Annotated in this window: 23 protein-coding genes; 11 read left to right on the forward strand and 12 right to left on the reverse strand. The window is 64.4% G+C overall.

What is annotated here, in order from left to right; all coding sequences use genetic code 11:
- Positions 1-2: 2 nt before the first annotated feature.
- The 3 genes from NDK18_RS07585 to NDK18_RS07595 are packed head-to-tail and all read right to left on the reverse strand — an operon-like array spanning position 3 to position 1,625.
- Positions 3-662: a hypothetical protein gene (locus tag NDK18_RS07585; protein WP_250627446.1), complete on the reverse strand. Its 660-nt coding sequence runs from the start codon at positions 660-662 to the stop codon at positions 3-5.
- Positions 640-1,236, reverse strand: coding sequence for a hypothetical protein (locus NDK18_RS07590; RefSeq protein ID WP_250627447.1), 597 nt, complete (start codon positions 1,234-1,236; stop codon positions 640-642). The genes NDK18_RS07585 and NDK18_RS07590 overlap by 23 nt, the downstream gene beginning before the upstream one ends.
- Positions 1,188-1,625: a hypothetical protein gene (locus tag NDK18_RS07595; RefSeq protein WP_250627448.1), complete on the reverse strand. Its 438-nt coding sequence runs from the start codon at positions 1,623-1,625 to the stop codon at positions 1,188-1,190. Before NDK18_RS07595 ends, NDK18_RS07590 begins: the two co-directional genes overlap by 49 nt.
- 68 nt (positions 1,626-1,693) lie before the next feature.
- Between NDK18_RS07595 and NDK18_RS07600 the strand changes: the two genes are divergently transcribed.
- The 3 genes from NDK18_RS07600 to NDK18_RS07610 all read left to right on the forward strand — a co-directional run bounded on the left by NDK18_RS07600 (position 1,694) and on the right by NDK18_RS07610 (position 3,749).
- On the forward strand, positions 1,694-2,371 hold the full coding sequence (locus tag NDK18_RS07600) for a response regulator (protein ID WP_250624888.1): 678 nt from the start codon (positions 1,694-1,696) through the stop codon (positions 2,369-2,371).
- A gap of 75 nt (positions 2,372-2,446) precedes the next feature.
- Entirely contained in the window at positions 2,447-3,202 is a 756-nt protein-coding gene (locus NDK18_RS07605; protein ID WP_250627449.1) for a YdcF family protein, read from the forward strand.
- A 55-nt stretch (positions 3,203-3,257) separates the two neighbouring features.
- A complete protein-coding gene (locus NDK18_RS07610; RefSeq protein ID WP_250624886.1) occupies positions 3,258-3,749 on the forward strand; it encodes a hypothetical protein in 492 nt (163 codons plus the stop codon).
- Positions 3,750-3,757: 8 nt separating this feature from the next.
- Here the strand turns inward: NDK18_RS07610 and NDK18_RS07615 are convergent, their stop codons facing one another.
- Entirely contained in the window at positions 3,758-4,285 is a 528-nt protein-coding gene (locus tag NDK18_RS07615; RefSeq protein ID WP_250624885.1) for a hypothetical protein, read from the reverse strand.
- A gap of 291 nt (positions 4,286-4,576) precedes the next feature.
- Here NDK18_RS07615 and NDK18_RS07620 point away from each other — a divergent pair, with 291 nt between their 5' ends.
- Entirely contained in the window at positions 4,577-5,428 is an 852-nt protein-coding gene (locus NDK18_RS07620; protein WP_250627450.1) for a cytochrome b/b6 domain-containing protein, read from the forward strand.
- On the forward strand, positions 5,425-6,180 hold the full coding sequence (locus NDK18_RS07625; protein ID WP_250627451.1) for a molybdopterin-binding protein: 756 nt from the start codon (positions 5,425-5,427) through the stop codon (positions 6,178-6,180). Before NDK18_RS07620 ends, NDK18_RS07625 begins: the two co-directional genes overlap by 4 nt.
- Positions 6,181-6,189: 9 nt before the next feature.
- Here NDK18_RS07625 and NDK18_RS07630 read toward each other — a convergent pair whose 3' ends face one another.
- A complete protein-coding gene (locus NDK18_RS07630) occupies positions 6,190-6,441 on the reverse strand; it encodes a GIY-YIG nuclease family protein (protein ID WP_250624882.1) in 252 nt (83 codons plus the stop codon).
- A gap of 14 nt (positions 6,442-6,455) precedes the next feature.
- The gene (locus NDK18_RS07635; RefSeq protein WP_250627452.1) at positions 6,456-8,516 is read right to left on the reverse strand and encodes a pyrroloquinoline quinone-dependent dehydrogenase; all 2,061 of its coding nucleotides are present in this window, start codon (positions 8,514-8,516) and stop codon (positions 6,456-6,458) included.
- A 146-nt stretch (positions 8,517-8,662) separates the two neighbouring features.
- Between NDK18_RS07635 and NDK18_RS07640 the strand changes: the two genes are divergently transcribed.
- Positions 8,663-9,562, forward strand: coding sequence for a LytTR family DNA-binding domain-containing protein (locus NDK18_RS07640; protein WP_250624880.1), 900 nt, complete (start codon positions 8,663-8,665; stop codon positions 9,560-9,562).
- Between the two features lie 184 nt (positions 9,563-9,746).
- Positions 9,747-10,349, forward strand: coding sequence for a TetR/AcrR family transcriptional regulator (locus NDK18_RS07645; RefSeq protein WP_250624879.1), 603 nt, complete (start codon positions 9,747-9,749; stop codon positions 10,347-10,349).
- On the opposite strand, the gene NDK18_RS07650 is transcribed toward NDK18_RS07645, so the two are convergent.
- The 3 genes from NDK18_RS07650 to NDK18_RS07660 all read right to left on the reverse strand — a co-directional run bounded on the left by NDK18_RS07650 (position 10,342) and on the right by NDK18_RS07660 (position 12,749).
- Positions 10,342-11,028 carry an HAD family hydrolase gene (locus NDK18_RS07650; protein ID WP_250627453.1) on the reverse strand — a complete coding sequence of 229 codons (687 nt, stop codon included), beginning with the start codon at positions 11,026-11,028 and terminating at the stop codon, positions 10,342-10,344. The two genes, NDK18_RS07645 and NDK18_RS07650, sit on opposite strands and share 8 nt — an antisense overlap.
- A 9-nt stretch (positions 11,029-11,037) precedes the next feature.
- Positions 11,038-12,213 (reverse strand): serine hydrolase domain-containing protein, encoded by a 1,176-nt coding sequence (locus NDK18_RS07655; RefSeq protein ID WP_250627454.1) that lies wholly within the window; start codon positions 12,211-12,213, stop codon positions 11,038-11,040.
- A gap of 332 nt (positions 12,214-12,545) precedes the next feature.
- Positions 12,546-12,749: a hypothetical protein gene (locus NDK18_RS07660; protein ID WP_250627455.1), complete on the reverse strand. Its 204-nt coding sequence runs from the start codon at positions 12,747-12,749 to the stop codon at positions 12,546-12,548.
- A 103-nt stretch (positions 12,750-12,852) separates the two neighbouring features.
- Between NDK18_RS07660 and NDK18_RS07665 the strand changes: the two genes are divergently transcribed.
- From NDK18_RS07665 to NDK18_RS07680, 4 genes are all read left to right on the forward strand, one after another.
- Positions 12,853-13,743, forward strand: coding sequence for a LysR substrate-binding domain-containing protein (locus NDK18_RS07665; protein ID WP_250624875.1), 891 nt, complete (start codon positions 12,853-12,855; stop codon positions 13,741-13,743).
- 89 nt (positions 13,744-13,832) lie between these two features.
- Complete coding sequence (gene ada / locus NDK18_RS07670) at positions 13,833-14,894, forward strand: bifunctional DNA-binding transcriptional regulator/O6-methylguanine-DNA methyltransferase Ada (protein WP_250627456.1); 1,062 nt, start codon at positions 13,833-13,835, stop codon at positions 14,892-14,894.
- Positions 14,891-15,550, forward strand: a complete 660-nt coding sequence (gene alkB, locus NDK18_RS07675) for a DNA oxidative demethylase AlkB (protein ID WP_345777072.1) — start codon at positions 14,891-14,893, stop codon at positions 15,548-15,550. Before ada ends, alkB begins: the two co-directional genes overlap by 4 nt.
- A gap of 98 nt (positions 15,551-15,648) precedes the next feature.
- The gene (locus tag NDK18_RS07680; protein ID WP_250627458.1) at positions 15,649-17,448 is read left to right on the forward strand and encodes a DUF3300 domain-containing protein; all 1,800 of its coding nucleotides are present in this window, start codon (positions 15,649-15,651) and stop codon (positions 17,446-17,448) included.
- A gap of 57 nt (positions 17,449-17,505) precedes the next feature.
- On the opposite strand, the gene NDK18_RS07685 is transcribed toward NDK18_RS07680, so the two are convergent.
- From NDK18_RS07685 to NDK18_RS07695, 3 genes are all read right to left on the reverse strand, one after another.
- Positions 17,506-18,798: a citrate synthase gene (locus NDK18_RS07685; protein ID WP_250624871.1), complete on the reverse strand. Its 1,293-nt coding sequence runs from the start codon at positions 18,796-18,798 to the stop codon at positions 17,506-17,508.
- A gap of 249 nt (positions 18,799-19,047) precedes the next feature.
- On the reverse strand, positions 19,048-19,305 hold the full coding sequence (locus NDK18_RS07690) for a type B 50S ribosomal protein L31 (protein WP_250624870.1): 258 nt from the start codon (positions 19,303-19,305) through the stop codon (positions 19,048-19,050).
- A gap of 65 nt (positions 19,306-19,370) precedes the next feature.
- On the reverse strand, positions 19,371-20,300 hold the full coding sequence (locus NDK18_RS07695) for a nucleoside hydrolase (RefSeq protein ID WP_250627459.1): 930 nt from the start codon (positions 20,298-20,300) through the stop codon (positions 19,371-19,373).
- Positions 20,301-20,309: the final 9 nt, after the last annotated feature.

A 20,309-nucleotide genomic window follows, 5' to 3' on the forward strand; every position in this document is an offset into this window, starting at 1 on the left:
AATCATGGGGATGGAAGCCCCGGTCCAACGATAGCGTCGGCATAGCGGGAGGCGATGGCCGCCAGGCCATCGTAGAGGGCCTGCATATCGGGCGCGGGTGGCTGGAGCGCCGCGTCGAAGACCACGTGCTCGGGGTCATATTCAAGGACAAGGTCACCCTGCTCTACGCGAAGGCATGGCACGTCGGCCTGCTCAACGGCCACGGTATCGTCCAGGGCTGCGCGCAGTGCAAGGAAAATGCCGTCATCGCTCATTGGAACCTGTACCCGGGGGGATGCAGAAGCCTTTCCGTCTGTCGCGATCTGGCACGCTCGCTCCACCCAGGCTTCGGTGAATCCCGCCGCGGCGCAATGATCACGCAGGTGTTGACGTGCCTGCACCATGACGCCTTCGAGCAAGCTGGAACGAAGCCGCGCGATGTCATCGATGGCGCCGAGCAACACCCTGGCGCCCTGGATCCTGGCCTCACGGTAGGCATCCTCGGCGGCACGACGGCGCAGGGTTTCGGCTTCGGCATGGGCCTGGGCAACGACTGTTGCGGCGCGACGGCGGGCATAATCGCCCAGGCGCGCGGCGGTATGCGCACCATGCATCGCGCTGGCGGGGATTCTTACGCCGTCGACGCAACAGGCCAGGGCACTAGAGGGGATGGCGCGAAGCATGGCCCAGGGCACTCCAGAAGCAAGGCAGGTCGAAGGGTTCGGTGTCGAATGCCGGCATGGGCATATCGGCGAATGGCAGGCTGATCCGGCTGGCAAGCCACGCCGGCACATGAGGGGTCAACGCCGCCAGTGATGCGCCCCCCAGCTCGACAAGTGCTGCCTGATCGGCGATGCCTCCGGATGGCTGCTTGCGCGATACGGCAAAGCCCATGCGCATGAATGCATGGATCGAGGGCGGAAGACCGGCGAAACAACGCGATGCCTGCAACGACCCGGCGTAGCGTGCCGCAGCCATATACATTGCAGCTGACCGCAGGTTGGCCCAGCCACGGACGATGCGCGCCACGCCTTCGCTTAGCGAGACCTTGCCGTCGTGCGGTGATAGTTGATATTCCGCGAAGAGGTAGTCGTTCAAGGCGGAGCGCTGCCGGGGCGACCAGGCTCGACGGTCGTCATCGCTCCAGCGTGCGTGATAGCCCGCCGGGTCAAAGACGATGCTCGTGACCGATGATGAAAGGCCCACCATCAGCGACTTTCCCTTGGCCGCCAGCGTGAAGCCGCCAGCACGCGCCACCGCCCTGCCCGCCCACGCGTCATCGCCCAGCCCAGGAAAGCCCCGGCCGCTGCCAATACCAGGCCGCCCGCCAGCCAGATCACGGCAGCATTGGTATCGCGTCGCGCGGGAGTCACGGCGATCACTCGCGCGGGAGGCGCACGCGTGACCAGAACCGAGACATTGTCGTATTCCACGCGCGCAAAGCTGTTCTTCAGGAAACGCTTGACCGCCTGCACCAGCAGGTCTGCGTCGCCATCGCCACGCTTCACCAGCAGCGCCGCCACGTGCATGGGCACGTCTTCGTCGCGACGCGATGCCACCCGACGGGTGTCGTAGCTCACGTGCACGCGCGCTTCGGACACACCCTCGAAACGAGCCAAACTGGCATTGCGCAACGATCGCGACATCGTAGAGTTCCTTCGCGACCGGCATCGCTGGCGGTCTGACCCATCCCCTGACCAGGAAGGACCCTGACATGCGAACCGGTTCAACACGCCGCCGCTCAGTAGGCGCGCGCATCCGGGTCCTGGTTGCCGACGACCACCCGGCGGCGCTGCTGGGCATTTGCGCCACGCTTGAACGCACCGGCCCCTATACCGTCGTCGGCCAGGCTCGCACGACGGACGAGCTGCTCGAGCTCGTTGAAAACATCGACGCCGACGTCCTGGTGACCGATTTCTCCATGCCCCTGGGTACCGAGGCCGATGGCTTGCACCTGTTGGGGCGAATTCTCCGGCAACATCGCAGCCTGCGCGTCATCGTGCTCAGCATGATTCGGCACACCGCCACGTTAAGGGCCATGCTGCGCATCGGCGTGATTGGCCTGGTCGACAAACACGGCCCCCTCCAGGACATTTCCAGGGCGATCGACCGCGCGATGGTTGGGCGCGCCTTCCTTAGCCATGCTTATGCCATTCAGCTCGATCCTGCGGCCTGCCAGCCGCCGCGGAACGACGACCTGCTTTCTGCCCACGAAGTAGAGGTCATCCGTCGGTTCGCAGCCGGCACATCACTTGCAGAAATCGCGGTACTCCTACATCGAAGTCGAAAAACGATAAGCCGCCAGAAGCGTGATGCGATGCGCAAGCTGCAACTGAGGTCGGATACTGAGCTGATCGACTATGCGCGGAGCTGGGGTTTCGCCACTCCCTGATCTGCCGCTTGATCCCGTAGGGCAATCCTGTCAAATAGAGGGATTGGCTCACAGGGGTTCCGCGGTATGTTCCTATTGATCCTGTTCCTTGCGCTCGCCGCTGCAATGGCAGTCATCGTCCGGCGCCGGCGCCTGGCGGCGTGGCTTGGCTCGGCTAGCCTGGTGGCCTTGGTAGTTGCCGGCTGCGGCCTGCTTCCGCAGTGGATGGCGATCGAACTGCAGGGCAATCCACCGACCACGGTAGGCACATGGGGCCAAAAGAATGTCATCGTGCTGCTGGGCGCGGGCTCCTCGCCCAAGCCTTTCGGAGGCGTCGAAGCAACGATGCAGGCCATGCCCCGTATCGTTCGTGCGGTGTCGCTTTGGCAGGATTGCCGACGCCAACAGCGAACATGCCTTCTGGAAATCAGCGGCGGTGACGCCGCCGGCGCGGGCCGCCCCGAGGCCGATATTTACCGGGATATCGTCGTCGGACTGGGCGTCCCCGACGAATCGCTGCTTCTTGAACGCCAGAGCCTGAACACATTCGCGAATGCGCAGCTCAGCGTCGCGGTGCTCGAACAAGCCAGGCCCGACACCATCGTCCTGGTGACATCAGCGATGCACCTGCCGCGAGCGACCTTGTACTTCGACCATTTCGGCATTCCCGTCGTGCCCGTGCGGGCCGACTACACCTCGGCGGACTTTTCTGTCATCCCCACATCTGGAAATCTCTTACTCACTGACGTCCTTTTGCACGAGTATGTCGGGGTACTTCGCTATCGGCTCTACGAAGCCATGGGCTGGAACAGCAAGCCTGTCAAATACGATGTTCACAGCATGGCGCATTAATGTAAGCGCAGGACTGTCAGCGCTGGCTCAATATCTGTCATTCACTGGAAGAACCATGACTGTCCCATCCCCATATCGCACCTCTTCAGCCAATGGATGGCTTGAGGTGTTCGGTTCAGCAAGCAGGCGATCTGGCGAACCTACCTTCGTGAAGGAAATTGCCCGTCAGTTCAAAGGCGTGACACAGGCCGTTCCGGCTGGCCAGCCGGAAGGAACCACTGTCGGAAATAGCCGCACCGATGAAGCGCGCCGCTCACGTGAAGCACGGATCTCCCACGCCATCGACAGCATTCCGATCGACATGGCGCCAAGCTTGAGGCCCCTGTTCTCGGCGTTTCGGATTATTGGCGTCGGCTGCGACGATGCCCTGCAGTATTCACTCGACACCATCGACCGCGCGGTAGTGCAGATGAAGGGTGGATATATCGATGCAGCGCGGGACATCCTGAAGGATGCGCTAAGCCAGCTGGCCCCTGGCATCCAGGCTACGCCGCCGGCAAATCCACTCACCGCGCCAGGACGCCCCGTACGGCCCCCTGGCGCATGAGGTAGCAGTTATTGCTGCTGCGCCTGCTTCATCAGATCAGCGATCTGCTGCCGATGGGACTCCACGAAGGCCACATTGGCCGCGTTGACCTTGCTCTGGTCGATGTACTTGGCCTGCTCCGGATCGCTGCGGGCCTGGATGGCCATGGCGGCATTGGAAATGGCAAGGTTCACCAGCAGGAATTCGCGCGGGGTGAAGCCATTCTTCTTGATCAGCGGACCAATGCGCGGGTCGGACGCGGTGACCTGGTTGGCGAGGTCGTCCAGGCTGTGCACCTTGGAGGGATCCACCGCACTTTCGCTGGGCTTGATGTTCTGCGCCCGCGCTTCCTTGGTGGCGGAGACCAAACGGTTGAAATTATCGTCGGTCAGGTTGTACTGGATGATCGCCTGACGATCGGCCTCGGGCAGCGTATGGGCCGGTTGAGCGGGGGCGGCCTGCGGGGCCGATGCCTGCGCAAAGGCGGCGGTCACAGCGGCAAGGCTCGTCATCAGCACCAGCAAGGCAGCACTGGAAGCTTTGCGAATCGAGGTCATGAAGGGCTCCGTCGGTGAAAAGGGGTGGGATTTGCCGGCGAAGAGTCGCCAATCGGGGGTTAGTATGGCGTAAACATGTTTCCGGGAACCTGACGCAGAAGCTCTTCCCATGACCCTCCCGTGGCCGCCTTGGCGTTTCGCCCCGTCAAAAATGGCTGACTCCCCGTTAAACGCGGTACGGCGAAAGGCCGACCCTGGAGCCCCGGCGCCACGAGATCGCGGGATGCTCGGGTCATGAAATGATTCAGACGTATCCAGGGTCATCTGATCAGACCCGTGGGGAGCCCAACCATGGCCGTGATGGAAACCACCGATGAAAACACCATGCCAGCGCGCAACACGCGGCTGGTGTATCGCCATCGATGGCCGCTGCGCCTGATGCACTGGATCAATGTGCTGTGCCTGACCGTGCTGCTGATGAGTGGCCTGCAGATATTCAATGCCCACCCGTCCTTGAGCCTGGGCCATGCCAGCAACGACAACACCGCGTGGCTGGCCATGGGGGCGCGGACCGATGAAAACGGCGTGCCGCGTGGCGTGACACGGATCTTCGGCCACATGATCGACACCGACGGCCTGCTGGGCGCGTCGACCGTCGACGGTGAGCGTTCAGTGCGCGCTTTCCCCGCCTGGGCCACCCTGCCCGGACCGCAATGGCTGGCGATGGGCCGGCGCTGGCATTTTTTCTTTGCCTGGTTGTTCGTGATCAACGGCCTGGCCTATGTGGGCTGGTCCGTAGTAACGCGGCATCTGACGCGTGACCTCACGCCCACCCGCAACGACTGGCGCGGTTTCGGTCGCTCGATACTGGATCACCTGAAGTTCCGCCATCCCAAGGGCGAGGCTGCGCTTCGCTACAACATCCTGCAGAAGCTCGCCTATCTGGGGGTCGTCTTCGTGCTAGGCGGCGGCATCGTATTGATGGGCCTGGCGATGTCCCCACGCATGGATGCCGTGCTGGGCTGGATGGTGGATCTGGTCGGCGGCCGGCAATCGGCGCGGTCGTGGCATTTCGTGATTGCCTGCGGCTTCGTGGTGTTCGTGGTGATCCATGTGTTCGAGGTGATCGTCACCGGCGTGTTCAATCAACTGCGCGGCATGATCACCGGCTGGTACCGCATCGACGAGGACGACAAACCATGACTGGCCGCCGGCGCTTCCTCCGCAACCTCGGCCTTGCCGCCAGCGGCGCGTTTCTCGCCGGTTGCGACCGTATCTCGCAAAGTGAATCGGGCGCGCGCGTGCTTGAAAGCGCCGAGTGGCTTACCCGGCGCGTGCAGCGGATCGTGTCCCCGTCCACCGCCCTGGCCCGGGAATTCTCCGAGGCGGATATCTCGCCGGTATTCCGGCCCAACGGCACCACCATGCCGCAGACGGCGCTTTACCAGTCGCTGATGAAAAACCAGTTCCGCGACTATCGCCTGGGCGTGGAAGGATTGGTCGACCACCCCGGTGAGTTTTCCATCGACCAGTTGCGGGCACTGGGGGAACGCACTCAGATCACCCGCCACGACTGCGTGGAAGGCTGGAGCGCCATTGGCAAGTGGCAAGGCACACCGCTAGGTGCGTTGCTCGCCCATGTGGGCGTCAAGGAAAGCGCGCGCTACGTGGTATTCCATTGCTTCGACGAATGGGGCGAGGACACGCCCTACTACGAAAGCATCGACATCACCGAGGCGCGCCATCCTCAAACCCTGCTGGCCCATAGCCTGAACGGGGCACCGCTGCCCGTGGCCAATGGCGCACCGCTTCGACTGCGAGTGGAGCGCCAGCTTGGCTATAAGCACGCGAAATACTTGCGCAGTATCGAAGTGGTGTCGAGCTTCGAGGATATCGGCGACGGCAACGGTGGCTATTGGGAAGACAACGGGTACGAGTGGTACGCGGGCATCTAAAGCGGCGACTCAATCCCCTTGCAGCAACCACTTGAGCTTTGCCTCGCGCGGAAGGCGCTTGATCTGCCATTCCGCACGCGAAGCCGCTGCGCGATCGCCAAACTCACGACTGCCCAACAAACGTAGCGGCGGGTTGGCCCGCGTGTAACGGGCTCCCTTTCCAGCCGCGTGCGCCGCGTAACGTGCCGGCACGTCATTGCTGATGCCGGCATAGTAGGCACCGTTGCGGCATTCGATCAGGTAAAGCGACCAGGCTTGCATGGCGCTTAGCTTAACTAACCCCGTGCGCGCCTGCGACGACGCCGGCGCCACGCGACCACCGCCATCACCAGCGTCACGATCGCCAGCACCACTATCACCACGGTGGCGGCGAAACGGTATTGGAAGACCAGCGACGGACCCTGTCCATCGAGGGTGTAGGCAATGATGTAGTCACCCGCCGGCGTACCGAGATTGCCGTGTCCGCCCGCGGCGAGCACCACGTATTCCTTCCCACCCACGCTGTACACCGATGGCGTGGCGTTGCCGGCGGCGGGGAGTTTTTCCTCCCACAGGGTACGGCCAGTATCGGTGTCGATGGCGCGAAAGCGTTCGTCGATGGTGGCGGCGATGAAGATAAGTCCACCTGCGGTGGTCACCGCGCCGCCAATGCCCGGCGCGCCCACTTCCATCGGCAGGCCCGTCTTGGATTCCAGCGTGCCCAGCGGGCGCTGCCACAGTACCTTGCCCTGGCGGAGGTCCACCGCCACCATCTTTCCCCACGGTGGCGCGGTGCAAGGCACGCCCAGCGGCGACAGGATCACACCGCGGCGCATGGCGTAAGGCGTTCCTTCCATGTCGTTGAATTCCAAGTGAGGGTATTTCGCCTCGTCGGCATCCTCGTCGCGGCTCTCGTACTCTTTGCGGGGGATCAAGGTGACCTGCATTGGCAGGTCCATGACGAAGGCCACCGCCACCTGCCGCACCGGATCCACCGACACACCACCCCAGTTGATGCCACCGGCCCAGCCGGGCGAGACCAGCGTGCCGCCCAGGCTCGGCGGGGTAAAGATGCCTTCCGAGCGAAGGCCGTCCATCTGCCGGGCGCAGGCATCGCGCTCGAATGGCGTGATGCCCCAGGCATCACGGCCGGTGAGACGAGCGGTCCTGGCCAGGCGCAGGGCCGGGATTGGCATCGGCTGGGTAGGCGAGGCAACTTCACCGGGCGCGTCCGATGCGGGCACCGGTGTTTCAGTGATTGGAAAGACGGGCTCGCCGTTGCGGCGATCGAAGATGAAGAGGAAACCGGTCTTGGTGCCCTGGATCACCACGGGCCTGCGTCCGGACGCCGTGTCGATGTCGGTAAGCACCGGCTGCGATGCCTGGTCGTAGTCCCAGAGGTCGTGATGGACCAGCTGGTGGCGCCATGCCACCTCGCCCGTGGCGGCATGCAGTGCCACCAGGGAATCGGCGTCACGGTTATCGCCCGAACGCATGGCGCCGGAATAGTCGGGACTCGACGAGCCCGTGGGCACGAACACCAGGCCAAGGGCCGGATCCACCGAGAGGGGTGGCCAGGCGTTGCCGGCGCCGGTCGCCGCCGCCTGGGCGGGATCCCAGCCATTGGCCACCGCGCGGGCAGCGTCGCGAGGGATCGGATCCCAGCCCCAAAGCTGTTTGCCGGTGCGCAAGTCGTAGCCTCGTACTACGCCCTGTTCCTGCTCCACCGCGCCGTTGTCACCGATGGACGAACCGACCACGGCGATGTCACCGATGATCGCCGGCGGCGAAGTCTGGCTGTAACCGCCCTTGTGGCGGAAGCGTATGCCCACGCGCAGGTCCACTTCGCCGTCCTGGCCGAATCCCGCGCAGGGCTTGCCGTCAACGGCGTCCAGCTCGATCAGTCGAGCATCCGGGGTGGTGAAGATGATGCGTCGCCGGCAGGCCGCGCCCTCGGGCGCCTGGGCATCGAGCCAGGTACTGACACCGCGCGAGGCGAGATCGCCGTACCAGGCGTGTTTCATGATCTGGGCGTCGTAGGTCCACAGCGGCTTGCCCGTAGCAGGGTCGAGGGCAAAGACCTTGCCGGTGGCCGTCGGCACCACCATGCGGCCATCGACGACCAGCGGGTTGGCCTCGAAGGTCAGGTGTTTCTGCCGGTACATGGCCTGGCCAAATTCGCCCGTGCGAAATACCCAGGCAATGTGCAGCCGGCCCACATTGGTCCGGTCGATCTCCTTCAGGGGGGAATACTGGCCGCCGCCGGCAGCGCCACCGTAGGCGGTCCAGGACTGGTCGGCGGCGACCGCGATCATGGGCATCAACAGCATCGCGGCAAGGGCAGTTCGCAGGCTCATCGTCAGCTTCCGTTGGGGCATGGGACGAAATGTGCTGCCCCGTCGGGCCGGCGTCACGCATGGAGTGATGAAATTCCGGCCTTCAGGGATAAATGGCGGCTCCCATGGGAGGAACCCGGTGCGGCCGCCGCCTATACTTTCATCCCATGACCTCCCCAAGCCCGGCACCTCCGTCCACCTTGCTCGACCAATTCCTGCGTTACCGGTCAGCCACCGCCGCTGTGTTCTGGTTCTTCATTTTCGCGACGAACGCCTGGGGCAACACGGTGACGACCCAGCTGGACATCGCACGCGCGCATTTGCCCATTGCCGACTGGGAGGTGGCTTCGTGGGAGTGGTCCAGTTCCATGGTGATGTTTTGCCTGTTGCCGGGCGTCGCCTGGCTGGACCGGCACTTGCCCCTGGCATGGGGCCGCCTGCGATGGAGCATTGCCGCGCATGTCGCCGGCAGCGTGGTGTTCAGCCTGGTGCATGTGGTGGCCATGGTGGCCGTGCGCCACGCCGTCTATGCCCTGCACGGCAGCCAATACGATTTCGGCGATCCGCTGTCGCGCTTCCTCTATGAGCTGATCAAGGACGCTCGTTCCTACCTGTTGATCCTGGTGGTAGTGCACATGTACCACCAGCTGGTATTGCGGGCGCAAGGCGAAGCCAGCCTGCTGGATGCACCGGACGAGGGCCCCGCGCTGGAACCGGTGGACCGGCCCACGCGCTTCCTGGTGCGCAAGCTCGGCAAGGAATTCCTGGTCGCTGCCGCTGACATCGAACGGGCGCAGGCTTCGGGCAACTATGTGAACCTTCGGGTGCGGGGCCGGGACTATCCCCTGCGCAGCACCATCGGCGGCCTGGAAACACGGCTGGACCCGTCCCGATTCCGCCGCGTGCACCGCAGCAGCATCGTCAATCTCGACCACGTGGCGGAAATCGAGCCGCTCGATGGCGGTGAGGCTCGCCTGCGCATGAGCGACGGCGAACGCGTCGCCTGCAGCCGGAGGTATCTACCGGCGTTAAGAAAAAGCGCTGTCAGTGAAGTAATTCACATATAGGCTGCATGTGGTCAGCGGGCTAAACGGAAATACGGTTCTGTTCAGGGAACCTGATCCATTAGAACGTGGCAGGTATCGTGTAAGGCGAACCCCACATGCTGAGCCCCGCGCTTTCCCCCAGAAGTGCCGGGCGCGAACGGATGACGCACATGCCTATGCACGGCAGCTTCACGAAGAGAATCCGATGAGCCCGGTCGCGATGGCCGACCTCACGGCGAAGGCGAAAATTCGCCATGTTGCGCTTGGCCTGTTCGCCAAGAAGGGCTTCGCTGCCACCTCGATGCGCATGGTGGCGCAGAAGGCCGGGGTGTCGCCTGCCCTGATCGCCCACCACTACGGCAGCAAGGATGGCCTGCGGACGGCCGTCGACCAGGCCGTGCTGCACGCATTCGGCACCGAGTTCGAGGCGGTGGAGGTGAAGGGACCATCCACCGAGATCGCCACGCGCTTTGGCCATGCCATCAACAAGGTGGTGATCCACGACCAGGACGTGCGCAGCTACATCCGCCGTTCGTTCCTGGACGACGCGCTTTCCGGACGTTCGAACCTGCTCGATGCGCTGTTGGAAATGGTTGCCCGCACGCTCGAGCGGATGCAGTCGGCGGGCATGTTGCGCCAGGCCGAGGACACCACCTGGCGCGCCATGCAGGTGCTGTTGGTGGTGTTCGGGCCGACCATCTTCGAACCGGCGCTGCAGTCGCGCATGCCCCAGCTCTTTGGCGAAAAAGCCGTGGAACAGCGGTTGCGCGCCAATGTTGGGCTGTTCGAGCGCGGGATCTTCAAGTAGCGCCAGGGCGTCCGGAGAGGAAGCGCTTGGCGTCGATGGTGGCCAATTCACCGATGCCCTGAATAACGATATCCGGCGGGTTGGTGGCCAACAGCGATCCCGAATCGGCCGCGTAGTGGCCCTGGCGGACGAAGACGGTGGTCAGCCTGTCCTTGAGCTCCGCCTTCATGGCGACCAGCAGGCGAAGCTTGTCATCGACCATCACGTAGTGGTCGGCGGGGTAGCGCGCCTGCATCTGGGAGAGCTGTGTTTCCTTGTGCACGTAGATCAACACGCGGCCCTCGAGCACGTCCCACAGGCGCGCGCGTTTGAGTTTGCGCGGCTGGAACACGGCATCGCCATCGGAAAGGACCACCGGCGTACCTAGGGATTTCAGGTAAGCCAGGGCCTTCAGGGTGTCGGGATAGACGCGCTCATTGAAGGGATATGACAGCAGCCAGTCGGACATCTCCAGGATCCGCGGATGGTTTTCCAGCCCCAGGCGGAAGCGCTGCAGGATGCCCAGGTAATCCGCGAAACCGTATTGGGCGCGAAGTCCCTTGTCGATGTCGGCCCAGCGCTGCTGCTCTTCGGCGCCAAACAGGTCGACGAGCGTTTGCGCCAGGTCAGCACTGAAGCGGTCGTTGTCGAGCAGGGTATCGTCGACATCAAGCAGGAAAACGATGGATGGGTCGGTCATGGGACGAGCCTACTTGGTGGGCGTGGTTTCCGCGTCGACCCCGGCGGTGACGGCCGCCACGAAGGCGCGGCGCGCGGCGATCTCATCCGGGCCGACGGCTGACGGCCAGGCCGCCAGCTGCACGATCACCAGGCCGCGCTTGGGGTCGATGTGCATCATCTGGCCAAAGATGCCGATGCCGGTGAAACGGCCATCGTCGTAGGTCCACCACTGGTAGCCATAGCCGATGCCCGGGGTATCGGTGGAGGCGTGCTTGCGTGTCGCGTCGGCCAGATAGCCGGGGGCAAGCACGCTTTTGCCATCGATTTTGCCGCCGTCGAGGATGAATTGGCCCATGCGCGCGTAGTCGCTCGCCGTGGCGGAAATGCAGCAGCCGCCGGTTTCGGTGCCGTCGGTTTCGTCCTTCAGCCACGCCGCATCGCTGGCCATGCCATAGGGACGCCAGATTTTTTCGCCGAGGTATTGGGCCAGCGTCTTGCCCGTAGCCTGGGTGACCAGGATGCCGATGAGATCGGTCTCGCCGGTCTTGTACACCCACTTGCTTCCCGGGGGAGCCTCACGGCCCAGGGTCTTCATGTAGGTCACCAGGGCCGGCTCACCGGGCACTCGCGGCGCGGAGTACATGCGCGCCACGTCGGACTTTGGATCGCTGTAGTCCTCGTTCCAGCGCACACCCGAGGTCATCGAGAGCAACTGGCGGATATTCACACCTTCGTAGGCACTCCCCTTCAGCGCGGGAATGTAACGAACCACGGGGTCATCGAGCGAATGAATCGAACCATCGGCCAGCGCCGCACCCACCAGGGTCGAGGTGAATGACTTGGCCACGGAGAACGACGTCCAGCGACCGGTGGCATTGAACCGAAGGCCGTAGTGCTCGATACGCACGCGCCCATGCTGCAGCACCATGACCGCAGCCACCTTGTGCGCGCTCATGTAGGCCTCGAGCGATTGACCATCAGGCCAGCGTGGTTGAAGTGGCCGGCCCTGAGGCAACGCGTGCACATGGGTCCCATGCACCACCGTATTGCCGGCAAAGATCGCGGGCATATCGCGGAAATGGGCCTCGCGCTCAGCTTGCGACCAGAACAGCACGTCGGTACGACGCGCCTTGTCCTGTGCATACACACCGAAAGCGCCCGCAAGTACCAGCGCCGCGAACATGTAACGAATCGTTTTCTTCACGTGCCTGCCGACCCGGCCGAAAAGTCGCCATCTTAGAGGCAAGACACATCCCAAGGTGTTTCTGGCGATGCAACAGGACGACGGCTAGGGTCGCGTCACTGGCGGCGTGTCTGCACCAGGCGGGTGTGTTTCCTGATGGGTGAGGCTCTCATAAAGGCCGGCGCCAATGATCAATACCAGCGCCACGAGAAAAACAACGAACGCCGCCCGCCGATGAATCTTCATTGGCCGACTATCCGCCCGGCCACGTCAGCACGCCATGAAACCCTAGAAGTTGAAGCCCTAGGGGTCAGAATCATTAGCCTTTAATGACTCTGACCCCTTATGGCCTTTCAGCGAAGCCCCAGGATCATCCAGTGGGATGGGGCTGTAGACGGGCGCAGGCGCTGGATTCCAGCCACCTTTTCCCGCTTGGCCGGCCGGGCAGGCTTCGTGGGTTGCGCACCCTCCTCCTCCAGGCCCGCCAGCCGCCTGGCCAACGCCACGTCGGTGATATGCCCGTGCATGAAAGCAAGGTTGGTGAAGATCGATGCCATGTCCAATCTCCTTCAAGGGGTAAGTTCTTGGGATGCAAGATAGGCCTGACCTTGCAGCGCCGGAAGCGATATATTCGCCACACCGACTTGAGGGAAATTCAAGATGTCGATCCCGCTGATGCAGCTGCACCGCTTCGTCACCGCGGCCCGGCTGGGCAATCTCACCCGGGCTGCCGAACAGTCGAACCTGACGGTAAGCGCCCTGAGCCATCAGATTCGCCAGCTCGAAGAACGGCTTGATCGCCCGCTGTTCTCCCGTGGACCGCGCGGGGTGGTCCTTACCGAGGAAGGCCGGGCGCTGCTCGAATCGGTGGGTGGGCACTTCGACGGCATCGAGCGTGCCATTGCTGGCTATCGCAAGCGGCGGGCGGAAGTGGTCACCATCTCCTCCGTACCGGGCGTAGTGACGGGTTGGCTGCTGCCCCGGTTGCCCGACCTCGTCGCCCGCCATCCGGAGCTCGAATTGAACCTGCAGTCGAGCAACGACCTGGTCGACTTCGAACGCGACGCCGTGGACGCGGGTATCCGTTACGGCATGGGCCAATGGCCCGGCGTCCACGTCGAGCGCCTATTCGGCGAGTGGATGGTTCCCGTGGCAACGCCGGCGCTGATTGACCGCTTCAGCGGCCTGGACGCCGACGACATGGCCGGCTGGCCCTTGCTTGGCGATCCCTCGGATCGCTGGACGCGCTGGTTCGCCACGCATGGCGGTTCGCCGCCGGTTCGCTACGTGGCCCGCTTCGACACCTCCGAAGCCCTGCAGCGCGCGGCAATGGAAGGCGTGGGCGTGGCCCTGGGGCGCATGGTGATGGCGCGTCCGTTGATTGCTTCCGGTGCGCTGAGGCAGATCGGCAGACGTCACCTGGTGAGCGCTGAATCGTATTACCTGGCGCGGTCCCCGCGAGCGGTCGATCACGCAGGTTTCACCACCTTCCGCGCGTGGCTGTTCGAGCAAGCGCAGGCCTATCGCTCCGATGCGGAGCTGGCCCGGTAGGTAAGCCGAATTCGACCGCAAGGCCCGGAGTGGCCTGAACGCCTTGCCCGGGGAAGATGACGCCATCATATTCATCCGATGAGGTCGCCATGAAGCCGCAACCCACCCAACTGCCCAACGACCCACGCTGGACTGCCGTACAAACGCGCGACGCCTCGGCCGACGGTACGTTCTGGTATTCGGTACGCACCACCGGCGTGTATTGCCGGCCCTCGTGCGGCTCACGGGCGCCGCTGCGCCAGAACGTCGCCTTCCACGCCACGCGGGAAGACGCCAAGCGCGCCGGATTCCGTCCATGCAAGCGCTGCAAGCCTGATGGCCCCTCGCAGGCCGAACGCCAGGCCACCCTGGTGGCCGCGGCTTGCCGGACCATCGAGGCTGCCGAAAGCATGCCCACGCTCGAAGTGCTGGCACAGCAGGCAGGCCTTAGCCCCTTCCATTTCCAGCGCATGTTCAAGGCGGTGGCAGGCGTGACGCCGCGGCAGTACGGCGCGGCCCATCGGGGCCAGCGCATGCGCCAGGAGCTTGGACTTGCCGCGCGTGTCACCGACGCCATCTACGAGGCCGGTTATGGTTCGAGCAGCCGCTTCTACGAAACGGCGGCCGACGAGCTTGGCATGACCGCCAGCCGCTTCCGCCGTGGCGGCGACCAGGCCCATATCCGCTTCGCCGTGGGGCAATCTTCGTTGGGGGCCATCCTGGTGGCGCGCAGCGACCAGGGCATCTGCGCCATTACCCTGGGTGACGATCCCGATGCCCTGGTCCGCCAGTTGCAGGATCGATTCCCCAACGCTGAACTGGTCGGCGACGATCGCGACTTCGATCGCGTCGTGGCGCAAGTGGTGGGCTTTGTCGAGGCGCCCAACCAGGGCCTGGACCTGCCGCTCGATATCCGCGGCACCGCCTTCCAGCGCCGCGTGTGGCAAGCCTTGCGCGAAATTCCCGCCGGCGAGACGGTCAGCTATACCGAAGTCGCGCGCAGGATCGGTGCGCCAGCCTCGGTGCGGGCGGTGGCCGGCGCCTGTGCCGCCAACCACCTCGCCGTGGCCGTCCCCTGCCATCGCGTGGTGCGCAACGATGGCGGCCTGTCGGGCTATCGCTGGGGCGTGGAGCGCAAGCGCGCGCTGCTCGAACGCGAAGGCCGTCAGTGACCTTGGATCTGTTCGCTGCCATGGAACGACGGGACGAACCCCTGGCCGATGGTGCATGGGTGCTGCGCGGTTTCGCCCTGGATATCGGCCAGGCACTGGTTGAGGACATCCATGCCGTGGCCGAACAGGCGCCGTTCCGCCATCTGGTCACGCCCGGTGGTTTCACCATGTCGGTGGCGATGACCAACTGCGGACAGTTCGGCTGGTGCAGCGATCGCCGCGGTTACCGCTACGACCAGATCGATCCCATCACCGGCAAGCCATGGCCAGCCATGCCCCCGCGCTTCGCCCGCCTCGCCGCCGAGGCCGCGGCGCATGCCGGTTATGCCGGCTTCGACCCCGATGCCTGCCTGGTCAATCGCTACATACCCGGTAGCCGCCTGACCTTGCACCAGGACCGTGACGAGCGCGACGGCACCCAGCCCATCGTGTCGGTTTCCCTGGGTGTGCCGGCCACGTTCCAGTTCGGGGGCAATGAACGAGCGGGACCCAAGCAACGGGTGCCGCTGGTACACGGTGACGTGGTGGTCTGGGGCGGTCCGTCGCGCCTGGCGTACCACGGCGTCCTGCCTTTGAAGGAAGCATCGCATCCCCTTACCGGGGAATATCGCTTCAACATCACCTTCCGTGCGGCACGCTGGAAGGCTGAAGGCTGACCAAACGCCGGCCGCGTCGCGATAACCTGAGCAAGCGTGCAGTCACTTTCCTGCCATCAAGCTTGGGCACACATACAACCAGGGCGGGAGTGACTTCGATGGGCAAGGCAAGTCGGGTGGGTTTCCTTCGCTGGACCGCGCTCTACGCGGCCATCGCCGCGGTTTCCGCATGTCATTCCGATGGCGATACCGCCATGGCCGCCACCGACGCCCAGGCGAGCCCCGTGGCATCGACACCCGCCGTGCAGCCGCCGCCAGCCCAGGATGGTGCCGCGCAAGATCAGGGCGCACAGGACCAGGGCGGTCAACCCACCGCCGAGCAGCTCTATCAGCTCGTCTCCCCCATTGCCTTGTTCCCCGACAAGCTCGTGGCGCAGACGCTGGCCGCATCCACCTACCCCGACCAGGTGAGTTCGGCCAATTCCTGGATGGCCGAACACAACGGCGAGAAGCCCGATGCCCTGCAGGATGAAGCGAGCCAGCAACCGTGGGACCCGAGCGTCAAGGCACTGACCGCCTTTCCCGCCGTGCTAGACCAGTTGGCCCGCAACATCGACTGGACCACATCGCTCGGCCAGGCCTATGCGAACGATCCGAACGATGTGCTCAACGCCATCCAGGTGATGCGCCAGCGCGCGCAGTCGAAAGGTAATTTGAAGACCACGCCGCAGCAGAAGGTGGAAGTGGTCGACAGCGCCAGCTACCAGCCGCCGGAATACGCTGACGACGGTACGGTGTATGAAGAAAGCAGCACCACCATTGTCGAAGCGCCGCCGCGGACCATCGTGATCGAACCGGCGGAAGAGGACGTGGTGTACGTGCCCAGCTACGACCCCGCCCTGGTGTATGGCGAAACCGACTACGTTTACCCGGGCTATGCCTGGCGTCCGGCGCCGCGCTTCACCACCGGCGAGATCATCGCAACCGGTGCCATCGCCTTCACCGCCGGCGTGCTGATCGCCAGCGCCTTCGACCATCACCATGACCGCCGCGACTACGGCTGGCACGCCTGGAACGTGAACTGGGGCGGCCGCCATGGCGGCCCTGGTCCAGGCGGCGGTTATCGTGGCCCGCGTCCGGCCGTGGTCTACAACAACCACACCTATGTCACGCGCCGCACGGTGGTCAACAACAACGTCACCATCAACCGCAACAGCAACAACACGATCGACAACCGCGGCCGCCAGGATCACAACGGCCAGGCCAACCGCTTTGCACCGCAGGCAGGTTCGCGGCCTGGCTTGCCCAACCCCAACCCTGGCACGGACCATCGCCCAGGCGCCCCCGGGCCGGCCAACCGTCCCGGCGGCACGCCGAATGGCCGTCCCGACTTCGCCCATATGCAGCGTCCGAACTTCACTCCGCAGATGGTGCAGCAACATGCCCAACCGGCGGATCGTGGACGGCCGGGTATGCCGCCCGCCGCGAGCCGTCCAGGCCAGCCGAACGTCGCCCAGGGACACACGCCACCACAGACGGGTGCCGCCAATCCCATTCGCAACACGATGCAGGACTCGCACCGCGACCGCAGCTTCGGGCAACCGGCCAATGTAGCGGGTCAACAATCGCACGCGCCCGGCAATGGCATCGCACCGACGCCCCATGCCTCGCCGCAGCAGCGCTTCAGCGACCGACCGCAGCCCCAGACGCCTCATGCGCAGCCCAGTACCCAGGGCTTCCAGCCCCGGCCGGAGCAGGCGATGCATCACGCCGCACGGCCTGAGGTGGCCGCCCCGTCACGGCAGAACTTTGAGCAACACCAGGCGCCCCGACCCAACGTCCAGCAGCCGCACATGGAACAACACGCCGCGCCGCGACCGGAACAACATCACGAAGCCCCGCGCGGCGGCGGCGGTCATCCGCCGCCACATGACGACAAGAAAAAGGACAATCACTGACGCAAAAAGAAACCCGCCTCAAGGCGGGTTTCTTCTTTTACCTTGTGGCGGTGACGCTTACCGCTTGCCCGACGGGTAATCGCGGGTGTCGGCGCCGATGTAGATCTGGCGCGGACGGCCGATGCGCGAACCCGGGGTTTCGTGCTGCTCGATCCAGTGGGCGATCCAGCCGGACGTGCGCGCGATGGCGAACATCACGGTGAACATCTCGGTGGGAATGCCCAGCGCCTTGTAGATCAGGCCGGAGTAGAAATCGACGTTCGGGTACAGCTTGCGCTCGACGAAGTAGTCGTCCTTGAGCGCCGCTTCCTCCAGCTTCAAAGCGACATCGAGCAGCGGATCGTTGACACCGAGCTCGTTGAGCACCTTGTGGCACATCTCGCGGATGATCTTGGCGCGCGGGTCGAAATTCTTGTACACGCGGTGGCCGAAGCCCATCAGGCGGAAGCTGTCGTTCTTGTCCTTGGCGCGCTTGACGGCCGTCTCGACGTTATCGGGCGAGCCGATCTCGTTGAGCTGCTTGAGCACCGCCTCGTTGGCACCGCCGTGGGCCGGGCCCCACAACGCGGTGATGCCGGCGGCGATCGATGCGTAGGGATTGGCACCGGTGGAACCCACCAGGCGAACCGTGGAGGTGGAGGCGTTCTGCTCGTGGTCGGCGTGCAGGATGAAGAGCAGGTCCAGCGCCTTGGCGGCCACCGGATTCAACTCCAGCGGCTCGCTGGGGACTTCGAACATCATGTGCAGGAAGCGCTCGACGTACTCGAGGTTGTTGCGCGGATAGCGCAGCGGCCAACCCACCGAATAGCGGAAACACGCCGCGGCGATGGTCGGCATCTTCGCGATCAGGCGCACGGCGGCAAGCTTGCGATCGGCCGGATCGTCGACGTTGAGGTCGTCGTGGTAGAAGGCCGACAGCGAGGCGACGGACGCGGCCAGGATGGCCATCGGGTGCGCGTCGTGGTGGAAGCCCTTGAAGAAGTCCTTCAGGGACTCGTGCATCATCGTGTGATGCGTGATGTCGTGCTCGAAGCTGGAGAATTGCTGTTTGTTCGGCAATTCGCCGTTGAGCAGCAGGTAAGACGTTTCCAGGAAGTTGGACTTCTCGGCCAGCTGCTCGATCGGGTAACCGCGGTAGAGCAGGATGCCGGCGTCGCCATCGATGTAGGTGATGGCGCTCTTGGTGCTGGCGGTGCTGCCGTAACCCGGGTCGTAGGTGAAGTGGCCGGTGTCCTTGTACAGCGTGGCGATGTCGATGCAGTCAGGCCCAAGCGTGCCGCTCACCAGGGGCAGCTGGCTTGAGCGCTTGTTGGACTCATCGACGAGGTTGACGATCTTGGCGTCGGACACGGCGTGCTCCTTGGTTCGCCGGGAACGAAGCCAAGGCCCCGCTACCGGTATTGGTATGTGGGAAGCCGCCTGGGGAGGGACGGCCACGCATGCCCGGGGGCAATGCATCGGGGCATTATCGCATATCGATCCAGCGAGCATGCGTTGGCGCATGGTAGGGATAGCCGCAAAAAAAACACGGGGCGGACCCTTGGGCCCGCCCCGTGTCGGCACACCATGTCCGCCGCCCCGCAGGCGGCGCGTGGTGTCTTAGCTCTTCTTGCCGGCCGCGGCCAGGCGCTGGCGGAACTTGTCCACACGGCCGCCGACGTCGAGCGTCTTCTGCTTACCCGTGTAGAACGGGTGCGAATGGCTGGAAATATCGACCTTGATCAGCGGGTATTCGTTGCCGTCTTCCCATTTCACGGTTTCCTTGGCGGACATCGTGGAGCGGGTAAGAAACGAGAAATCCGAGGACAGGTCCTGGAAAACGACCGCGTGGTACTTGGGATGGGCGTCTTGCTTCATGATATTGACTCGAATGCGGGGCGAAAAGACGGGTATTGTACCGGCCTGCCCTTGCTGCCGCAACTTCAGGCACCCAGTGCCCGGGCGATCATGGCCCCGAAGCGCCCGGAGTCCACGTCCAGCACGATCCGGGCGTTCGGGGCATGGCCGAGCCGGCGCTGCCAGTCGACCACGGTCGCCCCCCGGGTCAGGCGCCCGTCCAGTTCGATGGCCACATGGCGGGTTTGCGCCCGGGTAATCATGGCCGGATCCAGCGCCACGGCCATGGCCAGGGCGTCGGCGGCAATGAAGCCCCGGCGCTCGTGGCGGGCGTTGAAGGCCCGGGCCACCTGGAAGATCTTGCCGAAGAGCTCCGCCCGGGCATCGCCTGCGGCAAGCCAGGCGTCGAGCAGAGAGTCATCGAAGGCGTGCCGCACGGTGGCTTCCCAATCGACCAGGTCGAACATCGGGAAAGCTTCGAACACCACCTGGGCGGCCTCCGGGTCGAAGCCGATATTGAATTCCGCCGGCACCCTGCCGGTATTGCCCTGGCCCGTGACGGCACCGCCCATGATCACCAGGCGCTTGACCCTTTCAGGCAGGGTCGGATCCAGCCTGACGGCCAGGGCGAGGTTGGTGAGCGGGCCAAGGGCCACCAGGGTGAGTTCACCAGGGCGTTCACGGGTCAGTCGCAACAGGGCCAGAGCGGCATGTTCATCCCTTGGCTTCGTGACCGGCTCGGGATAACCGACATCGCCAAAGCCATCCTGGCCGTGGACGAAGGCCGCGTCTTCCTCGGGCATGCGCACCAGCGGGGTCGCGCATCCGGGAAACACGGGGGTGGCCGACTTGACCACGTCCACCAACCGGCAGGCGTTGCGCACCGTGTGATCCAGGCCGACATTACCCGCGGCGACAGTGAGCGCCGCGACGTCGGCGTGCGCATGGGCCATAAGGATCGCCAGGGCGTCATCGACACCTGGGTCGGTGTCGATCAAAAGCTGCGGCTGGGTCATCGAAACTCC

Source organism: Pinirhizobacter soli (assembly GCF_015905305.1).
Lineage (GTDB): Bacteria > Pseudomonadota > Gammaproteobacteria > Xanthomonadales > Rhodanobacteraceae > Pinirhizobacter > Pinirhizobacter soli.